An 18,750-nucleotide genomic window follows, 5' to 3' on the forward strand; every position below is an offset into this window, starting at 1 on the left:
CGAGGTCAGGGTAGGTCGGGTCAGGGTGTGCGGCGTCCGGCCGCCGCGGTCGCCGCACGGGCTGCGGCGTCGGCGGCCAGGTAGGCCAGGCCGAAGGCGGGCAGCAGGCCGTTGCCGGGCAGGTAGCCCGCGGCGCCGTGCCCGGAGATGCCCGCGGCGGCGCCGCCCGCCGCGTAGAGGCCGGGGATGGGACGGTCGTCCGCGCCGACCACGGAGGCGTGCTCGTCCACGATCAGGCCACCCTGGGTGTGGAACAGCGCCGGGACGACGCGCACGGCCGCGTAGCGGGAGGCCAGCGGGCGTTCCCAGTTGGTGCGGCCGAACGGGTCGTCCCGCTCGCCGCGCGCGATGGCCGCCGCCGTCTCCAGCTCCTCGGCCAGGGCTTCGGCGGGCAGCCCGGTGGCCTCGGCCAGCCCGGCCGCGTCGTCGGCCCACACCAGCACGCCGGACTCCACGGTGTCGCGGAAGTCCTGGAACGCCTGGCACTGCTCGTGGATCACCTCGTCCAGCACGATCCAGCCGGTCGCGCCGGGACGGGCGGCCAGCTCGGCGGCGTACTCGGAGTAGCCGCGGGTCTCGTCGCCGAACCGGCGGCCGAGCCGGTCGACCAGGATCCCCCCGTGGATGATCGTGGCCCAGCCGACCAGGGTGCCCGCGCCCGCGGCGACCGCGCCGTGGCCCTGGTAGGCGTCCAGGAAGCCGGCGGCGGCGCCGAGCCGCTCCCCGATCCGCAGCGCGTCGCCGAGCGAGTGCTCGCCGCCGTGGTAGAGCGCCCCGGCGATCTCGGGCAGGTGCCGGGCGACCAGGTCGCGGTCGGCGCCGAACCCGTTGGTGGCCAGCAGCACGGCCCGGGCCGGGATCTCCTCCTCGGTCCCGTCCGGGTAGCGGACGACGGCGGCGGCCACCGCCCCGCCGTCCCCGGTGCGGACGTCCACGAGCCGGGCCGGGACGAGCATGTCGATCAGGGGGTTCTCGGCGGCCCTGCGGGCCAGGTGGTCGATCACGCGCGAGCCGTGCCGGCCGGGGATGGAGTGGCAGCGCGGCACGGAGTGGCCGGGGTAGTTGAAGTCGGTGACCAGCGACATCGGCAGGCCCACCGAGTCGGCCAGCCACTCCACCAGCGGCGCGCCGACCTCGGCGAGGGTGCGGGCGAGCCGCGGGTCGGCCTCCCCCTTGGTCTTGGCCATGACGTCGGCGACGAACCGCTCCGGGGAGTCGTCGATCCCCGCCTCGGCCTGCCAGCGCGAGCCGGGTCCGGGGAACATCGCCGTGGACATGGAGGTGTTGTTGCCGCGCCGGTAGTGCTCGCTGGACTCGACGACCAGCACGCTCAGCCCGTGCTCGGCGGCGCGCAGCGCGCCCGCCAGGCCGCCGCCCGCCCCGGCGACGACCAGGTCGACCGCGTCGCCGCCGCCGCTCATGCCGCCGCCTCGGCGACGAGCAGGCGGAGGGCCAGCTCGGTCGGGTCGACGATCCGGGCGGCCAGGTCGGCATCATTCTGGGGGGACGACCCCCCAGACCCCCGGGCAACTGCCGGGCCGACATTCCTCGCTTCGCTGCGGATGTCGGCCGGGACGACGTCCACGGCCGAGCAGCCGTTGATCACCGCGGTGGCGCCGGCGGCGGCCAGGGCGCGGACGGCGCCGCCGAGCGCGGCGTTCCACGCGCCGGTGTCGGCGATCGCCTCGAAGGGCAGCTCGAGCACCTCGACGCCCGCCGTGTACGGGCCCAGCCCGTACACGGTGAGGCGGCGGGCCAGCTCGTCCCCGATGGCCGGGTTGCGCACGACCGCGCCGAACCGGACGCCCTTGGCCGCAAGGTGCATCGCGCTGAGTTTCAGCAGCCCGTGCACCGGCGGCGTCCCCCCGGTCACCGCAGGGGCCACCGCGTCGGGCACGGCCGGGTCGAGGACGCAGTCGGGGAACGCGGCGTCCCAGGCCGTGCCGTCCCCGGCCTCCCTCGCCAGCGCCGCGGCGACCTCGCGCTCGGACACGCGGACGTCGCCGCCGGTGTCCAGCGACCCGGGGGCGGCGGGGCCCACGTCCCGCAACTCGACGCGCAGGCCGGGCGGCGCGAGCCGGTCGTAACGGTCCTGCCGCCTGCGGATCTCCTCCGCCGGCAGGTGGATGGGCGTCACCGCGAGGGCACGCATCAGCTCTGCTCCTTCTCCTCTTCTCCCGCGAGGGCGCGCAGGGCGTCGCCCACCTGAGGCATGCCGGGCAGCTCGCGGGAGGTCCGCACGGCGTCGTCGATCAGCCCGGGCCGCTCCGGCAGCCACGCCCGCAGCAGCGCGACCACCTCCGCCTCCCCGAGCGGGTGGTGGTCGGCGTCCCCGACCGGGTTGGGCACCTCCCGGACGGCCCGCGTCCCGTCCTCGAACGCGACCGTGACGCGGGCGGCGCGCTCGTCGGGAAGCCGCGCCGTCAGGTCGCCGGCGGCGGCGACCCGGACCCGCCGGGCCAGCGCGGCCACGTCGGGACGGTCCAGCGGCGAGCGCGGCCCCACCTCTCCGGTGAGGGCGGCGGCCGCCACGACGTAGGGCGTGGAGAACATCGCCGACAGCCGGTTGTCCCAGCCGGTCCGCGCCAGGCCCGCGCCCAGCGCGTGCGTCTCGACCAGGATCTCCGCGATCGGGCGGGCGGCCAGGCCGGTCTCCGCGGCCAGCGCGAGCACGGCGTCGGCCGCCGGGTGGGTGAACGAGCAGGACGCGTGCCGCTTGAAGTAGCCGCGCGTGATGTCCCACCGCTCGCCCAGCCCGCCGGTCAGCTCGGCGGGGTCGAACTCGCCGAGCAGCGTGCCCAGCGAGAGCGCGGCCGTGCCCGTGTTGCGGGCCGCCCCCGCCGCCGCCATCCGGGCCGCGACGAGACCGGAGAGGTTCGCCGCGCCCATCCAGGCGTCCCGCACGGGGTTGCCCGACGTCGCCGAGTCGAAGTGCCCGGCGATCGGCATCCCGGCGGCGGTGTCGATGGCGGCGGCGGTCGCGTCCGCGTCCAGGCCGAGCAGCCGCGCGCACCCGGCCGCCGCGCCCGCCACGCCCCAGCTGCCGTGCGGATGCGCCCCCGGCCGCAGCCGGGTGGCGCGGCCGAAGCGCGCCGCGACCTCGTAGGCGGCCAGCAGCGCGGCGGCGGTGTCGGCGCCGGTGGCGTCCCGCTCGGCGGCCAGCGCCAGCACCGCGGGGAAGCCGTGCGCGGCGGGATGGCCCTTGGCGTACTTGTTGCCCTCGTCCAGTTCGAGGGCGACCAGCGCCATCGCGCCGAGCCAGGCCGCGGCGTCGGACGTCGCCAGCCGGCCCGCGCCGATCAGCGGGGAGCGGCCCGGCGGGGCGTTCCAGGCGTCGCGCAGCGCGCGATGCTCCGGCAGGCCCGCGCCCACCGCCGTCACGCCCACCACGTCCAGCAGGACCAGCGACAGCCGTTCGACCACCCCGTCCGGGACGTCGTCGAGCACCAGGCCCGACACCCACGCCCCGAGCCCGGCCGTTGCCTCCCTCGCCTTCTGCGGTGTCACAGGCCCAGATACGCCTTCCGCACCTCGGCGGAGCCGGACAGCTCCTCGCCGGTGCCCTCCAGGACCGTCGACCCGCTCTCCAGCACGTACGCCCGGTCGGCGATGGCCAGGGCCTGCTTGGCGTTCTGCTCCACCAGCAGGACCGCGACGCCGCCGTCCCGGATCCTCCGGACCGCCTCCAGCATCGTCCAGGTCAGCTTGGGCGACAGCCCGGTGGACGGCTCGTCCAGCATCAGCAGCCGCGGGCCCGCCATCAGCGCCCGGGCGATCGCCAGCATCTGCTGCTGCCCGCCGCTGAAGGTCTGCGCGATCTGCGTCCGGCGCTCGGCCAGCACGGGGAACAGCTCGTACACCTCGCGCAGGCTCTTCTCCGCCTGGGCCGCCGAACGGGTCCACGCGCCCATCCGAAGGTTCTCCTCGACGGTGAGCGTGCCGAACAGCGCGCGGTCCTCGGGCACGTGCACCAGGCCGTCCCGGACGAGCTGGTCGGGGCGGCGGCCCGCCGTCGGCGCGCCGTCGAAGGTGATCGTGCCGGACAGGGGGCGCAGCATCCCGCAGACGGTGCGCAGCGTCGTGGTCTTGCCCGCGCCGTTGGCGCCGACCAGCGCCACGATCTCGCCCTCGCCCAGGCGCAGGTCGATGTCGTGCAGGATCCGCATGCGCCCGTACCCGGCGCAGACCTTGTCAAGAGCCAGCATCGGTCGCCTCCTCACGGCCGGCCTGATCGCCCGGCTCCCCGGCCGGTTCCCCGGTGGTCGGCTCCTCGCCCAGATAGGCGTCGATGACGCGCGGGTCGCTGGTGACCTCCTCCGGTGCCCCGGCCGCCAGCACCCGCCCCTGGTCCAGCACCAGCACCCGGTCCGCCAGCCGCATCACCGCGGCCATGATGTGTTCGATGAACAGCAGCGTCGTGCCGTCCCGCTCGCGCAGCCCGGCCAGCAGGTCCAGCACGGGCTCGCGCTCGGCGGGGACCAGCCCGGCCAGCACCTCGTCCAGCAGCAGCACCTTCGGCCGCATCGCCAGCGCCCGCGCCAGCTCCAGCCGCTTGAGCCCGGCGGTCGGCAGCTCGGTCGCGCGGCGGTGCGCGTACGGGCCCAGCCCGACCCGCTCCACCACGTCCAGCGACCGCTCCCGCAGGGTGCGGGCGGACAGCCGCTCGTGCTGGGCGGCCAGCGCCACGTTCTCCGCCACCGTCATGCTGCCGAACGGCCGCATCAGCTGGAACGTGCGGACCATGCCGGCCCGCGCGATCCGGTCGGGCGCGGCGCCGGTGACGTCCCGGCCGTCGAAGACGACCCGGCCGGTGTCGGGGGCCAGCGCCCCGCTGACCACGTTGAACAGGGTGGTCTTGCCGGCGCCGTTGGGCCCGATGATGCCGAGGATCTCGCCCTCGGCGGCCTCGAACTCCACCTCCGCCAGGGCGTGCAGCCCGCGGAAGGACTTGCCGACGCCCGTGGCCCGGACGATGGGCCCCGCCGTGCCGCTCATCGCCGCCGCCTCTCTCTGCTCGCCGAGATGATCGTCCCGACGATCCCCTTGGGCAGCAGCCGCACGATGAGGATCAGCAGGATCGCGTACAGCACCACGTCCAGCCCGCTGCGGCCCTGCAGGAACGACAGGAAGTCCGGGGGCGTGCGCAGCAGGGTGGCGGTCACGTCGTTCAGCGAGCCGACGATGACCGCGCCCACCACCGGGCCCCAGATCGTGCCGATGCCGCCGATGACGACGGTCACGATGGCCTGGATGGACACCGCCGACCCGAACGCCAGGTCCGGGTTCACGAACAGGTAGTACTGCGTGTAGAAGGCGCCCGCCACGGCGGTGATCGCCGCCGACAGCGCCACCGTGACCAGCTTGTAGCGCATCACCGGGGTGCCCAGCGCCGCCGCGGCCACCTCGTCGTCGCGGATCGCGGTGACGTACCGGCCGGTCCTGGAGTGCAGGAACGCGATGCTGGCCGCGACCGCCGCGCCCGCCAGCGCCAGCGCGAGCCAGAAGTAGGCGTGCGAGTCGGCCGGGAACTGGATCAGCGGGAGCGAGGAGCCCTGGATCAGCGGCACGGTGAACCCGACCGCCTTGTTGGTGATCTCGCTGCTGTTGACGACCAGCCGGAGCATCTCGGCGAACGCGAAGGTGGCCAGCGCGAAGTAGGCGCCGCGCAGCTTGTAGCGGAAGGCGAAGTAGCCGATCAGCACCGCCACCGCGGCGGCCACCGCCATCCCGGCCAGCATCCCGATCCACGGCGAGACGCCGTGCTCGACCAGCAGGTAGGCGCTGGTGTACGCGCCGAGCCCGAAGAACGCGGCGTGCCCGAAGCTGAACATGCCGCCGAAGCCGCTCATGATGTTCCAGCCGACGGCCATCAGCAGGAAGATCAGGATCCGGACCGCCACCGCGCCCTGCGCGGGCGGCAGCACCAGCGGCAGCGGGATCGCGACCAGCAGCAGCACCAGCAGGACCGCGAGCTGCCGGTTCTGCGGCCGCAGCGGCGGGGCCTTGACGGCGCGGGCCGTCCCGCCCGCTCCCCCGGCGGGGCCCGGACGCTCGGCCAGCGTGACACCGCCGCTCATGACGCGTCCCTCCGTCCGAACAGGCCCTGCGGGCGCAGGAAGAGGACCAGCACGAACACCACGAACACGCCCAGCAGCGAGCTCTGGCCGCCCATGTAGATGGTGGTGAGCTGCTCGACCAGGCCGATCAGCAGCCCGCCGACCAGCGCGCCGGCCACGTTGCCCATGCCGCCGAGCACGACCACCACGAACGCGGTGATGTTGAACTGCTCGCCGAGCGTGGGCGTCACCGTCACCAGCGGCGCGGCAAGCACCGCCGCCGCGCCCGCGCAGGCGGTGCCGATGGCGAAGGTGAGGGTGTGGATGCCGCGGACGTTGATGCCGACCAGGCGGGCGCCGTCGGTGTTGGCCGCGACCGCGCGGATCGCGGTGCCCAGGCGGGTGCGGCGCAGCAGCCAGAACAGCGCGGCGCCCAGAGCCAGCGCGCCCAGGAAGGCGTACAGGCGGGCGCCCGACACCACCGCGCCGAACATCGAGAACTGGAAGTCGCCGGGCAGCGGGACGTTCTTGGGCTCGGCGCCGAAGAACATCAGCAGCCCGTTCTCCAGCAGCAGCGACAGGCCCAGCGTGATCAGCAGCTGGTTCTCCAGCGAGCCGCCGCCCGCCCCGCTCAGCAGCCCGCGGTGCACGGCGGCGCCCAGCAGGAACAGCGCCGGCACGGCCACCAGCAGGGTGAGGTAGGGGTGCAGGCCGGTCGCCTGGATCACCCCGAACGACAGGAACATCGCCACCGCCAGCAGCGCGCCGTGCGCGAAGTTGACGATGTCGAGCACGCCGAAGATCAGCGTCAGGCCCATCGCGATCAGCCCGTACAGCCCGCCCATCAGCAGGCCGGTGACCACCGACTGCCACACCACCAGCCCGCTGCCGGACTGGAGGAGCGCGACCACGATCGCGACGGCGACCGCCCCGGCGGGGACGGCGGCGCGCCTGAGCAGGGCCGCGGTGCCGCCGCCGGCCCGGGCCGGGCCCGGGGGATCGAGGATCTCGGCGGGTTCCTTCTCGGCGGCGAGCGCCGCCCCTTCGCTGTGCGTCATGGCCGCCACGTCACCGAGTAGTCGGGCTGGGATTCGGCTTTCTCCGGGGGGTGAACCTGTTTCACCTGGCCTCCCTGGACCTGCATAAGGACGGGTGCGGCGTTGGTGTTGTCGCCGTTGGGCGCGAACGTGATCGGGCCGTTGCCCACCGTCAGCGGCGCGACCTGGGAGGCGCGGACGGCCTCGCGGATCCTGACCGGGTCGGTGCTGCCCGACCGCTCGACGGCCTGCGCGATCACCTGGACCGCGTCGTAGGCGAGCACCGCGCCGGTGCGCATCGGGGCGCCGTAGCGGCGCTGGTACTCCTCCCGCAGCCTGGTGGTGCGCGGGTTCTTGGCGTCGAAGTGGTAGTTGGTGCTGAAGATCCGCTCGCCCAGCGCGCCCGCGTCGGTGACGAACTTGGGCTGGTCGAAGGCGCCGTTGGACACGCCCCAGACCGCGTCCAGCGGCGGCTTGACCGCGTTGATCGCCTTGGCGGCCAGCAGGCTGTCGCGGTAGTAGCCGATCGCCACCAGCACGTTGGCCCCCGACGCCTTCACCTGGGTGACCTGCGCGGTGAGGTCGGAGGTGGTGAGGGCGTCGTAGCTGATGTTGGGGCCGATCGGCAGGCCGAGGCCCTTGGCGGCCTCGACGAACGCCTCGGCGGCGCCGGTGCCGAAGTCGGTCTGCTCGTGCAGGATCGCCACCTTGCGCACCGGCTTGCCGGCCTTGTCCGCCACCTCCTTGAGGTAGCGCGCCGCGGCGGTCGAGATCGCCCTGCTGCCGGGCTGCACGCGGAAGGAGTAGCGGTAGCCGTTGGCGAAGATCGCGTCGGAGGCCGTGACGTCCATGACGAACGGCACCCGGTTGCGCTCGGCGACCACGGCCACGTTGGTGCTGACGGCGCTCTGGTACGTGCCGGTGAACCCGACCACGCCCTCGGAGATCAGCCGCTGCGCCTCGCTCTGGCCGACCTCCGCCTTGCCCTGGGTGTCGCCCTTGAGCAGTTCGACCTCGCGGCCGCCCAGGGACTTGATGCCGCCCGCGGCGTTGATGGCCTCGACGGCCATCTCGGCACCGCGGCGCATCTGCTGGCCGTCCACGGCGTTGGCGCCGCTGACCGGGTGCAGCGCGCCGATCTTGACCGGGCCCTCGTCGCGGCCGGCCGCGGCGCCCGCGGCGCCGGAGGGCGCCGAGCCCCCGCAGCCGGCGAGGCCGAGCGCGAGCGCGCATGCGCCCAGCCACGCGAGGGGCCCTCGCAGGGCCCCCTGGCGTGGCGCTGCGCCGAGCTTCTTAGCGGACATTCCACCTCTCTCCGCCGGACCGTCTCCGGACGTGCATCGGATCCCGTTCCCGCTCCTCCTGGCGTTCCGCTTAGAGGAACACACCTCCGATGTCCGGTTATGGTGGCACCGGTCCCGTTGCTCGGTCAATACTTCCCGGTCACTTGACTGCCATCTCGGACCAGTGCGAAGTTGGGGATGGCCGCCCGAGCGGGGCCCGCACCATGTTGTTTACTATCGTTTCTCTAAGCGAAACATGTGGACACGGTCCCAGCGTCCCGGCCCCGAAGGACGGGGACGGGGGACCGACACGAAAGGCAGGTATGCCCTATGACGGGGGCTTTGTCCGGAATCCGGGTCCTCGACACCGCCACGCTCTTCGCCGGTCCGCTGGCCGCGACGCTGCTCGCCGACTACGGGGCCGAGGTCATCAAGATCGAGCACCCCCGCGGCGACCCGGTGCGCACCCACGGCGCCCAGCGCGACGGCGTCGGCCTGTGGTGGAAGATGCTCGGCCGCGGCAAGAAGACGGTCACCCTCTACCTCGGCTCCCCCGAGGGGCAGGAGCTCTTCCGCCGGCTGGCCGCCGACGCCGACGTGGTGATCGAGAACTTCCGGCCCGGCACGCTGGAGCGCTGGGGCCTCGGCTACGACGACCTCCGCGAGATCAACCCCCGGCTGGTGCTGGCCCGGGTCACCGGGTTCGGGCAGACCGGCCCGTACGCCAAGCGCCCCGGGTTCGGCACGCTCGCCGAGGCGATGAGCGGGTTCGCCGCCATCACCGGCGAGCCGGACGGTCCGCCGACCCTGCCGCCGTTCGGGCTCGCCGACGGCATCGCCGCGCTGACCACCGCGTTCGCGGTCATGACCGCGCTGCGGGCGCGCGAGGAGACCGGCCGCGGCCAGCAGATCGACCTGGCGATCATCGAGCCGATCCTCACCCTGCTCGGCCCCCAGATCATCACCTACGACCAGCTCGGCGAGCTCCAGAAGCGCACCGGCAACCGGTCCCACAACAACGCGCCCCGCAACACCTACCGCACCCGCGACGGCAGGTGGGTCGCGGTCTCCACCAGCGCCCAGTCGATCGCCGAACGGGTGATGCGGCTGGTCGGGCGGCCCGAGTTCATCGACGAGCCCTGGTTCGCCTCCGGCGCGCAGCGCGCCGAGCACGCCGACGAGCTCGACGAGGCCGTCGGCTCCTGGATCGCCGGGCGCGACCGCGACGAGGTCGTCAAGGCGTTCGAGGAGGCGCAGGCCGCCGTCGCGCCGATCTACGACGCCGCCGACGTCATGGCCGACCCGCAGTTCGAGGCGCTGGGCACCATCGCCACCGTACCCGACGACGAACTCGGGCCGCTGCGGATGCAGAACGTGCTGTTCCGGCTCTCGGAGACCCCCGGCCGCATCGAGTCGGCGGGCCCGCCGCTGGGCGCGCACACCGCCGAGATCCTCGGCCGCTACGGGGTGGACGAGGCCCGGCTGGCCGAACTGCGCGACAAGGGCGTGGTCCGATGACCGGACCGGCGGGCGGACCCACGGGCGCGCCCGTGCGGAGTTGGCTCTACGTCCCCGGCGACCGCCCGGCCCGGATCGGCAAGGCGCTGGCGAGCCAGGCCGACGCGGTGATCCTCGACCTGGAGGACGCCGTCGCCCCCACGGCCAAGGAGGAGGCGCGGCGCACCGTCCTGGACGCCCTCGCCTCCGGCCCGCCCGCCTACGTGCGGATCAACGCCCCCGGCACCGCGGAGGGGCGGGCCGACATCGAGGCCCTCGCCAAGTCCTCCGCCGCCCCCGCCGGGGTGCGCGTCCCCAAGAGCGAGGACCCGGGCGAGCTCGCCCTCGTCGCCGACGCGCTCGGCGTCCCGGTCTTCCCCGTCCTGGAGTCCGCCCTGGGCGTGGAGAACGCCTTCGCCCTGGCCACGGCCCACCCCCTCGTCGCCGGCATCTCGCTCGGCGAGGCCGACCTCGCCGCCGACCTGCGCGCCACCGGCGCCGAGGGCCTCACCTGGCCCCGCTCCCGGATCGTGGTCGCGGCCCGCGCCGCCGGCCTGCCCAGCCCGGCGCAGAGCGTGTGGACCGCGGTGCGCGACCTGGACGGCCTGCGCGCCGACACCGAGACCGGCCGCCGCGCCGGGTTCTTCGGCCGCTCGGTGATCCACCCCGCGCAGATCCCCGTCGTCCACGAGGTCTGCGCGCCCGACCCCGCGGAGCTGGACCGGGCCCGCGCCCTGGTGGAACGGCTGGAGACCGCGGGCGAGGCGGCCTGGATCGACAGCGACGGACGATTCGTCGACAAGGCGGTCGTGGAGCGGGCCCGCTGGCTCCTCGCGCTCGCCGGCACGGAAGGACACCATTCATGACCGACACCACCGCCCCCGCCCGCCGGGCCCGCGACCCGCTGCTGGCGGCGGTCGCCGGCGGGGTCCGCACCATCGAGCTCGGCCAGCCGCACTTCACCGGCATGCCCTGCTCCCCCAACCACCCCGGGTTCCGGATGACGCTGATCCGGCGGCACGGCGACATGGAGCGCCCGGACGGCGGCTCGGCCGCCAACGAGATCATCGTCACCGGCGGGCACGTGGGCACCCACATCGACGCGCTCTCCCACGTCAGCCACCGCGGCGAGCTGCACGGCGGCGTCGACGCCGCCGAGGCCCAGCGCGGCGGCGCCTTCACCGCGCACGGCGCCGAGAACCTGCCCGGCCTGCTGCGCCGCGGCGTGCTGCTGGACGTCGCCGCCGTGCACGGCGTCCCCACCCTGCCGCCCGGCTACGGCGTGACCGCCGCCGACCTGGACGCGGCCGCCGAACGCGCCGGCGCCGAGCCCGGCGCGGGCGACGTCGCGCTGATCCGCACCGGATGGGCGCGCAACTTCGGCGACACCACCGCCTACCTCGGCAAGGAGACCGGCGTCCCCGGCGCCACCGCGGAGGCCGCGCAGTGGCTGGCCGGGCGCGGCGTCGTGGCCACCGGTGCCGACACCACCGCCTACGAGCAGATCCCCGCGGGCGCCGGGCACGCCGTGCTGCCCGTCCACCGGATCCTGCTGGTCGAGTCGGGGATCTTCATCATGGAGCACCTCAACCTGGAGGCGCTCGCGGACGAGGGCGTGCACGAGTTCGTGTTCGTGCTGGCCCCGCTGCGCATCGTCGGCGGCACCGGCTCTCCCGTGCGGCCGCTCGCGGCGGTGAGCGCGTGACCGGCCCCGCCGACGGCGAGACCCTCGTCCAGCGGCTCGGCGGGTTCGCCGTCGGAGTCCGGGAGCGGGGCCTGCCCGCCGAGCTGCGCGCCGACGCGGCACGCCGCGTCCTGGACGTCCTCGGCAACAGCCTGGCAGCCACCGCCGAACCGCCCGCCCGCGCCGTCGGCGCGCTGATCGCCGAGTGGGGCGGGGCCGGCCGCGCCACCGCGATCGGCACCCCCGGCAAACTGCCCGAACCCAGCGCCGCCCTGCTCAACGGCACCCTCGCCCATTCGCTGGACTTCGACGACACCCACCTGCCGTCCGTGCTGCACCCGTCGGCGTCGGTCGTCCCGGCCGCGCTGGCGGTCGCCGAGTCCCGCGGCGCGAGCGGCGCCGCGCTGCTGGACGCGATCGGCGCGGGCATCGAGATCGCCGTCCGGATCGGCATGGCCGGCTACGACCGCGAGCTGGGCAACTCGGTGTTCTTCGAACGCGGGCTGCACGCCACCGCGATCTGCGGGGCCCTCGGCGGCGCCGCGGCCGGCGCGATGCTGTCCGGCCTGGACGCGGGCGGCGTCGCCGACGCCATCGGGATCGCCGCCAGCATGGGCTCGGGACTGCTGGAGGCCAACCGCACCGGCGGCACCGTCAAGCGGGTGCACTGCGGCTGGGCCGCGCACGGCGCCGTCACCGCCGCCGGGCTCGCCCGCACCGGCCTGACCGGGCCGCCGACCGTGCTGGAGGGACGGTTCGGGCTGCTCCAGGCCTACTGCGGCGACCAGACCGACCCGGACGCGATCACCCGCGGCCTGGGCGAGGACTGGGAGCTGCCGGGGATCTTCTTCAAGCCCTACCCGTGCAACCACTTCACCCACGCCGGGATCGACGCGGCGCTGCGGCTGCGGGCCCGCGGCGTGGACCCGGCGGCGATCGAGTCCATCGAGCTGGGCGCGCCGACCGCCGTGCTCCGCACCATCGGGGAGCCCCGCGCGGACAAGATCAGGCCGAAGTCGGGCTACCACGCGGCCTTCTCCGGCCCGTACACGGTGGCCGCGGCCCTGCTCGGCGGCGGCGGGCTGGGGGTCTTCCACGAGGACTTCACCGACGCGGCCGCCGCGGATCCGGCCCGGCTGGAGCTGGCCGCGAAGGTGCGGTGCGTCCCGGACGCCCGCTGCGACGAGATCTTCCCGCACCAGTTCCCCGCCGTGCTGCGCGTCCGCCTGCGCGACGGGCAGCAGCTGGAGGAACGCGTCGAGGTCAACCGGGGCGGCCCCGGCAACCCGCTGTCGGCCGACGAGCTGGCCACCAAGTTCCGCCTCAACGCCTCCCGCCGCGTCCCTTCGGAGCGCGCCGACCGGATCACCGAGCTGACCTACGGCCTGCCCCGGCTCCCCGACCTCACCCCCTTGGGGGAGGCACTCGTCCCCTGACCCCCTTCCCCTTCGCGCCGCTACCTCCCCGGAGAGGTAGCGGCGCGAAGCCTGTCATGGGCATCGGCAGGCAGCAGGGACCCCGGCCGGAAAACCCCGGTGGCGAGATCCCTCACGTCGATTCGGCGAGAAAGGGTTCCACAAGAGCATGCATGTGGCGGCGAAAGCGAGCCACAGTTGCGGCGCTGGGGTTCGCCGGGCCCTCACCGTGCGGCAGGCCGTTGAAGAAGAAGGAGTCGACGGTCCAGACCACCGTCCCGATCATCATCTCCAGGTCCACGTCCGCACGGAACGCGTCGCGGCTGAAATCGAGAATCATGTCGAACTGCGGCTTGGCGTATATCTCCTCGATACCGCGAAGATCCGCGGCGTCCCCCATGCGGCGCTGCCGCCACATCGCGGCATTGTCCGGCTCCTCGAGAATGTAGTCCAGCAGCCGATCGAGAAACGTGTGGAACCTGGCCCGAGCGGGCAGCCCCCCGTCCTCGGGGTTCGGCTCGATCCACTCTCGCGATCGAGTCTGGATCTTCCGGAAGACATCCTCGTAAACCTGCCGCTTCCCGCCGAGCTCCGTGCTGACGAACGAGGAGGACACCCCTGCCGCCTGTGCGATCATCTCGCTCGTCGTCTGGTCATAGCCGAGATCGGCGAAGAGCCTCTTCGCCGATCCCATGACGCGGTCACGATCCGGGACGTCATTTCTATTCAAGAAAATCACCTTCATCCCCGCACGCAACACTAACAAGATAAAAGCAGCACCACGGTTACATTGTCGCAAAATACACGAAAATTGATGTTGCCCCGGGGCCCTTTCAGGGCCATCCGGACGGCGCCGTCATCGGGTTCGACGGCAGTGGCGTGGCCGCCCGGTCACCGCCGCCGTCACGGTTCCGACCCGGCGGACGCATCGGAACCGTGACGGCGAGATGGCCGCCGTCGACCCCACCGCGTTCGAACTGACCCGCGTTGCTTCGCCGAGGCGAAAGACCAAGCCATGGAGTACTAGGGCCTGTCTCGAAGTGGCCTCAGGTGCCGCGCGAGCGCGTTACCTGGGCGGTGGCGCGATGCCGGAGGCGAGCGTCACCGGCCAGATCGCGAAGCGATGCCGCGCTCGCCAAGGCCCGGTTAGGGGCGAGCCGCCAGGCGAGCGCCGTAGGCCGGGACTTTGAGACACGGCCTAGAAGACTGCTGAAGATCTTGGGGTTCTGGCCCCGTCGCGGTTGCGGCGGGGCCAGTGTGGTGTGGTGTGGTGATGGGTGAATGGGCCGGGGAGAGGGTCGGTCCGGATGTGTGGGAGACGTGCCGGGAGCTGATCCCGGCCGGGAGCGTGTTCGCGTTCCTGGCCGAGCACCGTGGCGCGTTGTTCCCGGCGGAGATGTTCGCCGACATGTATCCCTCGGCCAACGGGCGGCCCTCGATGCCGCCGCAGATCCTTGCCGCGGCGATCCTGCTGCAGGCCCTGCACGGGCTGTCGGACTTTGAGACGGTGCAGGAGTTGCGGTGTGACCTGCGGTGGAAGGCCGCCTGCGGGCTGGGCCTTCACGACACCGCGTTCCACCCGTCGCTGCTGGCCTACTTCCGTCGCCGGCTGGCGCGTTCGGCCCGGCCGGACCGGATTTTCGAGGCCGTCCGGCAGGTCGTCCAGGCGACCGGGGTGCTCAAGGGCCGGCAGCGGCGGGCGCTGGACTCGACCGTGCTGGACGATGCGGTGGCCACCCAGGACACCGTCACCCAGCTGATCGCCGCCGTCCGGGCGGTGATCCGCGAGGTGCCGGGAGCGGCCGGGGTCGCCGCCGCCCGGTGCACCGCGCACGACTACGCCCAGGCGGGCAAGCCCCGCATCGCCTGGGACGATGAGCAGGCCCGCGCCGAGCTGGTGGACGCGCTGGTCACCGACGCGCTGCGGCTGCTGGGGCACCTGCCCGAGCAGGAACTGGGCGAACGGGCCGCGAACGCGGTCGGCATCCTGGCCCTGGTCGCCGGTCAGGACGTCGAACCGGCCGGCGGGTCCGACGGCCGCGACGGACGCTGGCGCATCACCGACGGCACCGCCCCCGACCGGGTGATCTCGGTCGTCGATCCCCAGGCCAGGCATGTCCACAAGACCCGCAGCCACCGCCAGGACGGCTTCAAGGCCCACCTGGCCGTCGAGCCCGAAACCGGCCTGTTCACCGCCGTGGCCCTGCGACCGGGCGCCGGGCCCGCCCACCATGAGGCCGTCGTCGGCCTGGACCTGCTCTCCTGCGAGGACACGCCGGTGGAGGTCTTCGGCGACACCGCCTACTCCACCGGCCAGGCCCGCCGGGCCCTCACCGCCGCCGGGCACCGGCTGTTCATCAAACCCGCCCCGCTGCGGCCCGCCATCCCCGGCGGCTTCACCCTGGACGACTTCGCCATCGACACCACCACCGGCACCGTGACCTGCCCCGCCGGGCACACCGCTCCCTTAACGGAACCCGGCGGGCGACACCACCAGCGCAAAGCCACGTTCGGAAAGCTCTGCACCGGGTGCCCCCTGCGCGAGCGGTGCACCAACGCCAAGGCCGGCCGCATCCTGACCATCCGCCCCCACCACGACCTCCAGGCCGCCGCCCGCCGCCAGGCGGCCGGCGATCCGGCCTGGCAAGCCGACTACCGCCGCTGGAGACCACCGGTCGAACGCGCCGTCGCCTGGCTCGTCCACCACGGCAACCGCCGCCTGCGCCACCGCGGCACCATCGCAGGCGACGCCTGGCTGCACACCCGGGCCGCCGCCCTCAACCTCCGCCGACTCATCAACCTCGGACTCACCCGGACCAACAGCACCTGGCATCTGTCCTCGGCCAACGCATGACCACAGAGGGGCTGTCCGGCCCACGGCCGGACAGCCCCTCTAACAAGATCTTCAGCAGTCTTCTAGAGGTAGTCGGCGACGCGGGTGGCGAACTCCTCGGGGGTGGTGACCTCGATGCCGAGCTTGTCGGCCTTGGCCTTCTTGGAGCCGGCCTTCTCGCCCGCGACCAGCAGGCTCGTGCGGGCCGAGACCGAGGAGGAGGCGCGGCCGCCGGCGCGTTCGATCAGCTCGTTCACCTCGTTGCGGGACAGGTCGGCCAGCGGGCCGCTCATCGAGCCGGTGACCACGATCGACAGCCCGGCCAGCGGGCCCTCGTCGGCGGCCTCCCCGGACTCGCCCGCGTCGCCGTCCTCGCCCTGCCCGTCCTGGGAGCGGGGGGCGGGGGGCGTGGCGCCGGGCTCGGTCATGGTGACGCCGGCGGCGACCAGCTTGTCGATGAGGGGGGCCAGCTCGGCGATCTCCTCGACCAGGACGGGCGCCTTCTCCGGGCCGATGCCGTCGACCTCCTGGAAGGCCTCGGCGTCGGCGGCGCGGATGTTGTCCATGGTGGCGAAGTGGCGGGCGATGCGGCGGGACATGGACCGTCCGGTGCCGCGCACCCCGAGGGCGCAGAAGACCTTGTTGAGCGGCTTGGCCTTGGCGGCCTCGATGGCGGCCAGCAGGTTGTCGGTGCTGGTCTCGCCCATCCGCTCCAGCTCCAGCAGCGGCTCGCGCTGCAGCGTGAACAGGTCGGCGAAGTCGGTGATCAGGCCCGCGGCCACCATCTGGTCGATGCGGTTCTCGCCCAGGCCCTCGATGTCGAGCTGGTCGCGGCCCACGGCGTAGCGGACCGAGGCGATCGCGTGGCAGGCCCGGCCGCGCACGCAGCGCCAGCGCTTCTGGGAGTCGTCGATGGCGTCGCCGCAGCGCGGGCAGGTCTCGGGGATCGGGATCGGCGTCTCCTCGCCGGTGCGCAGGTGCGCGACCGGCGCCTCCACCCGCGGGATCACGTCGCCGGCCTTGTAGACGGTGACATGGTCGCCGATCTTCAGATCGCGGCGGGCGATGTCGCCCGCGTTGTGCAGGGTGGCGTAGGTGATCACCGAGCCGTCGACCTCGACCGGCTCCAGCACCGCGCGCGGCGCGATGATGCCGGTGCGGCCGACGTTCCACTCCACCCCGACCAGCCTGGTGATCTTCTCGGTGGCCGGGAGCTTGTAGGCGATCGCCCACCGCGGCGCGCGCGAGGAGTTGCCGGCCTCGCGCTGGTCGGCGGCCAGATCGGCCTTGATCACGATCCCGTCGATGCCGAACTCCAGCTCGGCCCGCAGCCCCGCGATCTGCTCCACCCGCTGCTGGATCTCGGCGACCTCGGTGCGGGTGACGCCGGCGACCGGGGTGGAGGCGGTGGTCAGCGCGCCCCACCCGGCGATCTGCGTCATGATCTCGCTGTGCGGCAGCTCGCCCAGCCGCCCGGCCAGCTCGGGGGCGGTGCCCTCGAGCGGGAGCGCGCCGTAGGCGAAGAAGGTCATCTCCACCTGGTATTCGCGGTCGCGGGCGCGCAGCGAGCCCGCCGCGGCGCTGCGCGGGTTGGCGAAGGCCGGGTGCCCCGCGCCGGTGCGGGCGGCGTTGGCGTCCTCGAACTGGGCGTGGGTCATCAGCACCTCGCCGCGCAGCTCCACCGTGACCGGCTCGGCCAGCCGCGCGGGCAGCCCCGCGACCATGCCGATGCCGTGCGAGACGTCCTCGCCGGCGGCGCCGTCGCCGCGGGTCACCAGCTGGACCAGGCGCCCGTCGCGGTAGCGGGCGGAGATCGCCAGGCCGTCCAGCTTGGGCTCCACGCTCCAGACCGCGACGGGGCGGTCGAGCCGGCGCTCCAGACCGGCGACCCAGCCCTCCAGGCCCTCGGCGGAGAAGACGTTGTCGAGGCTCAGCATCGGCACGGTGTGCGGCACGTCGCCGACCACCGCTCCCCCGGCGACCTTGCCGGTCGGCGAGTCCGGCAGGACGTGCTCGGGATGCTCGGCCTCGTAGGCGGCGATGCCCCGCACCAGGCGGTCGTAGGCGTCGTCGTCGAGCGCGGAGTCACCCTCGCCGTAGTAGGCGGCGGCGGAGACGACGGCGGTCTCCACGGCGTCGGCGTAGGCCGCCTGGTCGACGATCTCGGTACGGGCTGGGGTCTCGGTCATGGGCTCATCATCTCGCGTGCCTCTGACAGAACGCGCACGTCAGCCTCGGTCCCGGCGGGCCGGCGCCCGGATTGTCCCACGGATCGAAGTCGCGTCGTCCCGCCTGTATGAGAATGACAATAACGGGAGAAAACGGGCTGGTCCGCCCCCGCCGGCCCGGGCACGGTTCCCGGCCGTTCCGCTTGACCGGCGCCATGGATAACGGTTAGCTATGGCCCTGTCGTCAGGGAGGTGGGCGCCGTGCAGGACGTGGTGCTCGCGCTGCTGGCCAAGGAGCCCTCGCACGGGTACGGGTTGCGCGCCCGGCTGCGGGAGGCCCTCGGCCCGCTGGGCGAGGAGCTCAACGCCGGCCAGGTGTACGTGACGCTGCGGCGCCTGGAGAAGGCGGGTCTGGTGGAGTCGCGGCCGGCGGTGCAGGCCGACCGGCCCGACCGCAAGGTCTACGAGCTGACCGCGGCGGGCCGGGACCGGGTGGCGGGCTGGCTGGCCGATGTGAGCTGGAGCCGTCCCGCGCCCGCGGAGTTCCACCTGAAGCTGGTGGCCGCGGCGGTGTCGAGGCTGGCCGATCCGGTGGCGCTGGCCGACGCGCAGCGCCGCGAGCTGCTGCGGCGGCTGGCCGAGGCGCAGCGGGCCGCGCTGGAGCAGCCCGCGGGCTCGGACGCGGCGCTGCTGCTGGAGGGGGCCGTGCTGCGGCTGCGCGCCGACCTGACCTGGCTGGAGTCGTGCGCCGCGCACTGGTCGGCGAGAGGGGATTGA

Annotated in this window: 16 protein-coding genes; 6 read left to right on the forward strand and 10 right to left on the reverse strand. The window is 73.9% G+C overall.

Annotated features, from left to right (window positions below; all coding sequences use genetic code 11):
• Positions 1-20: 20 nt before the first annotated feature.
• Genes ACZ466_RS54300 through ACZ466_RS54335 form a run of 8 tightly spaced genes read right to left on the reverse strand, consistent with a single transcriptional unit; the run spans position 21 to position 8,397 of the window.
• Entirely contained in the window at positions 21-1,421 is a 1,401-nt protein-coding gene (locus ACZ466_RS54300) for an FAD-dependent oxidoreductase (RefSeq protein ID WP_378291479.1), read from the reverse strand.
• Complete coding sequence (locus ACZ466_RS54305; RefSeq protein ID WP_378291477.1) at positions 1,418-2,152, reverse strand: hypothetical protein; 735 nt, start codon at positions 2,150-2,152, stop codon at positions 1,418-1,420. Before ACZ466_RS54305 ends, ACZ466_RS54300 begins: the two co-directional genes overlap by 4 nt.
• On the reverse strand, positions 2,152-3,507 hold the full coding sequence (locus tag ACZ466_RS54310) for an MmgE/PrpD family protein (protein WP_464042472.1): 1,356 nt from the start codon (positions 3,505-3,507) through the stop codon (positions 2,152-2,154). Before ACZ466_RS54310 ends, ACZ466_RS54305 begins: the two co-directional genes overlap by 1 nt.
• Positions 3,504-4,205: an ABC transporter ATP-binding protein gene (locus tag ACZ466_RS54315; protein WP_378291473.1), complete on the reverse strand. Its 702-nt coding sequence runs from the start codon at positions 4,203-4,205 to the stop codon at positions 3,504-3,506. Before ACZ466_RS54315 ends, ACZ466_RS54310 begins: the two co-directional genes overlap by 4 nt.
• On the reverse strand, positions 4,192-4,995 hold the full coding sequence (locus ACZ466_RS54320) for an ABC transporter ATP-binding protein (protein WP_378291470.1): 804 nt from the start codon (positions 4,993-4,995) through the stop codon (positions 4,192-4,194). The genes ACZ466_RS54315 and ACZ466_RS54320 overlap by 14 nt, the downstream gene beginning before the upstream one ends.
• Positions 4,992-6,077, reverse strand: coding sequence for a branched-chain amino acid ABC transporter permease (locus tag ACZ466_RS54325; protein ID WP_378291468.1), 1,086 nt, complete (start codon positions 6,075-6,077; stop codon positions 4,992-4,994). Before ACZ466_RS54325 ends, ACZ466_RS54320 begins: the two co-directional genes overlap by 4 nt.
• The gene (locus ACZ466_RS54330) at positions 6,074-7,114 is read right to left on the reverse strand and encodes a branched-chain amino acid ABC transporter permease (protein ID WP_378291466.1); all 1,041 of its coding nucleotides are present in this window, start codon (positions 7,112-7,114) and stop codon (positions 6,074-6,076) included. The genes ACZ466_RS54325 and ACZ466_RS54330 overlap by 4 nt, the downstream gene beginning before the upstream one ends.
• Positions 7,111-8,397 (reverse strand): ABC transporter substrate-binding protein, encoded by a 1,287-nt coding sequence (locus tag ACZ466_RS54335; protein WP_378291463.1) that lies wholly within the window; start codon positions 8,395-8,397, stop codon positions 7,111-7,113. Before ACZ466_RS54335 ends, ACZ466_RS54330 begins: the two co-directional genes overlap by 4 nt.
• 321 nt (positions 8,398-8,718) lie before the next feature.
• Here ACZ466_RS54335 and ACZ466_RS54340 point away from each other — a divergent pair, with 321 nt between their 5' ends.
• The 4 genes from ACZ466_RS54340 to ACZ466_RS54355 are packed head-to-tail and all read left to right on the forward strand — an operon-like array spanning position 8,719 to position 12,993.
• Entirely contained in the window at positions 8,719-9,894 is a 1,176-nt protein-coding gene (locus ACZ466_RS54340; protein WP_464042475.1) for a CaiB/BaiF CoA transferase family protein, read from the forward strand.
• Positions 9,891-10,739: an HpcH/HpaI aldolase/citrate lyase family protein gene (locus tag ACZ466_RS54345; RefSeq protein WP_378291459.1), complete on the forward strand. Its 849-nt coding sequence runs from the start codon at positions 9,891-9,893 to the stop codon at positions 10,737-10,739. The genes ACZ466_RS54340 and ACZ466_RS54345 overlap by 4 nt, the downstream gene beginning before the upstream one ends.
• Entirely contained in the window at positions 10,736-11,578 is an 843-nt protein-coding gene (locus ACZ466_RS54350; RefSeq protein ID WP_378291457.1) for a cyclase family protein, read from the forward strand. The genes ACZ466_RS54345 and ACZ466_RS54350 overlap by 4 nt, the downstream gene beginning before the upstream one ends.
• The gene (locus ACZ466_RS54355; RefSeq protein WP_378291455.1) at positions 11,575-12,993 is read left to right on the forward strand and encodes an MmgE/PrpD family protein; all 1,419 of its coding nucleotides are present in this window, start codon (positions 11,575-11,577) and stop codon (positions 12,991-12,993) included. The genes ACZ466_RS54350 and ACZ466_RS54355 overlap by 4 nt, the downstream gene beginning before the upstream one ends.
• A gap of 112 nt (positions 12,994-13,105) precedes the next feature.
• On the opposite strand, the gene ACZ466_RS54360 is transcribed toward ACZ466_RS54355, so the two are convergent.
• The gene (locus ACZ466_RS54360; RefSeq protein WP_378291453.1) at positions 13,106-13,717 is read right to left on the reverse strand and encodes a TetR/AcrR family transcriptional regulator; all 612 of its coding nucleotides are present in this window, start codon (positions 13,715-13,717) and stop codon (positions 13,106-13,108) included.
• A gap of 525 nt (positions 13,718-14,242) precedes the next feature.
• On the opposite strand from ACZ466_RS54360, the gene ACZ466_RS54365 reads away from it, so the two are divergent.
• Positions 14,243-15,826 carry an IS1182 family transposase gene (locus ACZ466_RS54365; RefSeq protein WP_378293548.1) on the forward strand — a complete coding sequence of 528 codons (1,584 nt, stop codon included), beginning with the start codon at positions 14,243-14,245 and terminating at the stop codon, positions 15,824-15,826.
• A gap of 62 nt (positions 15,827-15,888) precedes the next feature.
• Here ACZ466_RS54365 and ligA read toward each other — a convergent pair whose 3' ends face one another.
• Positions 15,889-17,994 carry an NAD-dependent DNA ligase LigA gene (ligA, locus tag ACZ466_RS54370; RefSeq protein WP_378282017.1) on the reverse strand — a complete coding sequence of 702 codons (2,106 nt, stop codon included), beginning with the start codon at positions 17,992-17,994 and terminating at the stop codon, positions 15,889-15,891.
• Positions 17,995-18,225: 231 nt separating this feature from the next.
• Here ligA and ACZ466_RS54375 point away from each other — a divergent pair, with 231 nt between their 5' ends.
• The gene (locus tag ACZ466_RS54375; protein WP_378282016.1) at positions 18,226-18,750 is read left to right on the forward strand and encodes a PadR family transcriptional regulator; all 525 of its coding nucleotides are present in this window, start codon (positions 18,226-18,228) and stop codon (positions 18,748-18,750) included.

The sequence above is a fragment of the Actinomadura rugatobispora genome (assembly GCF_055379765.1).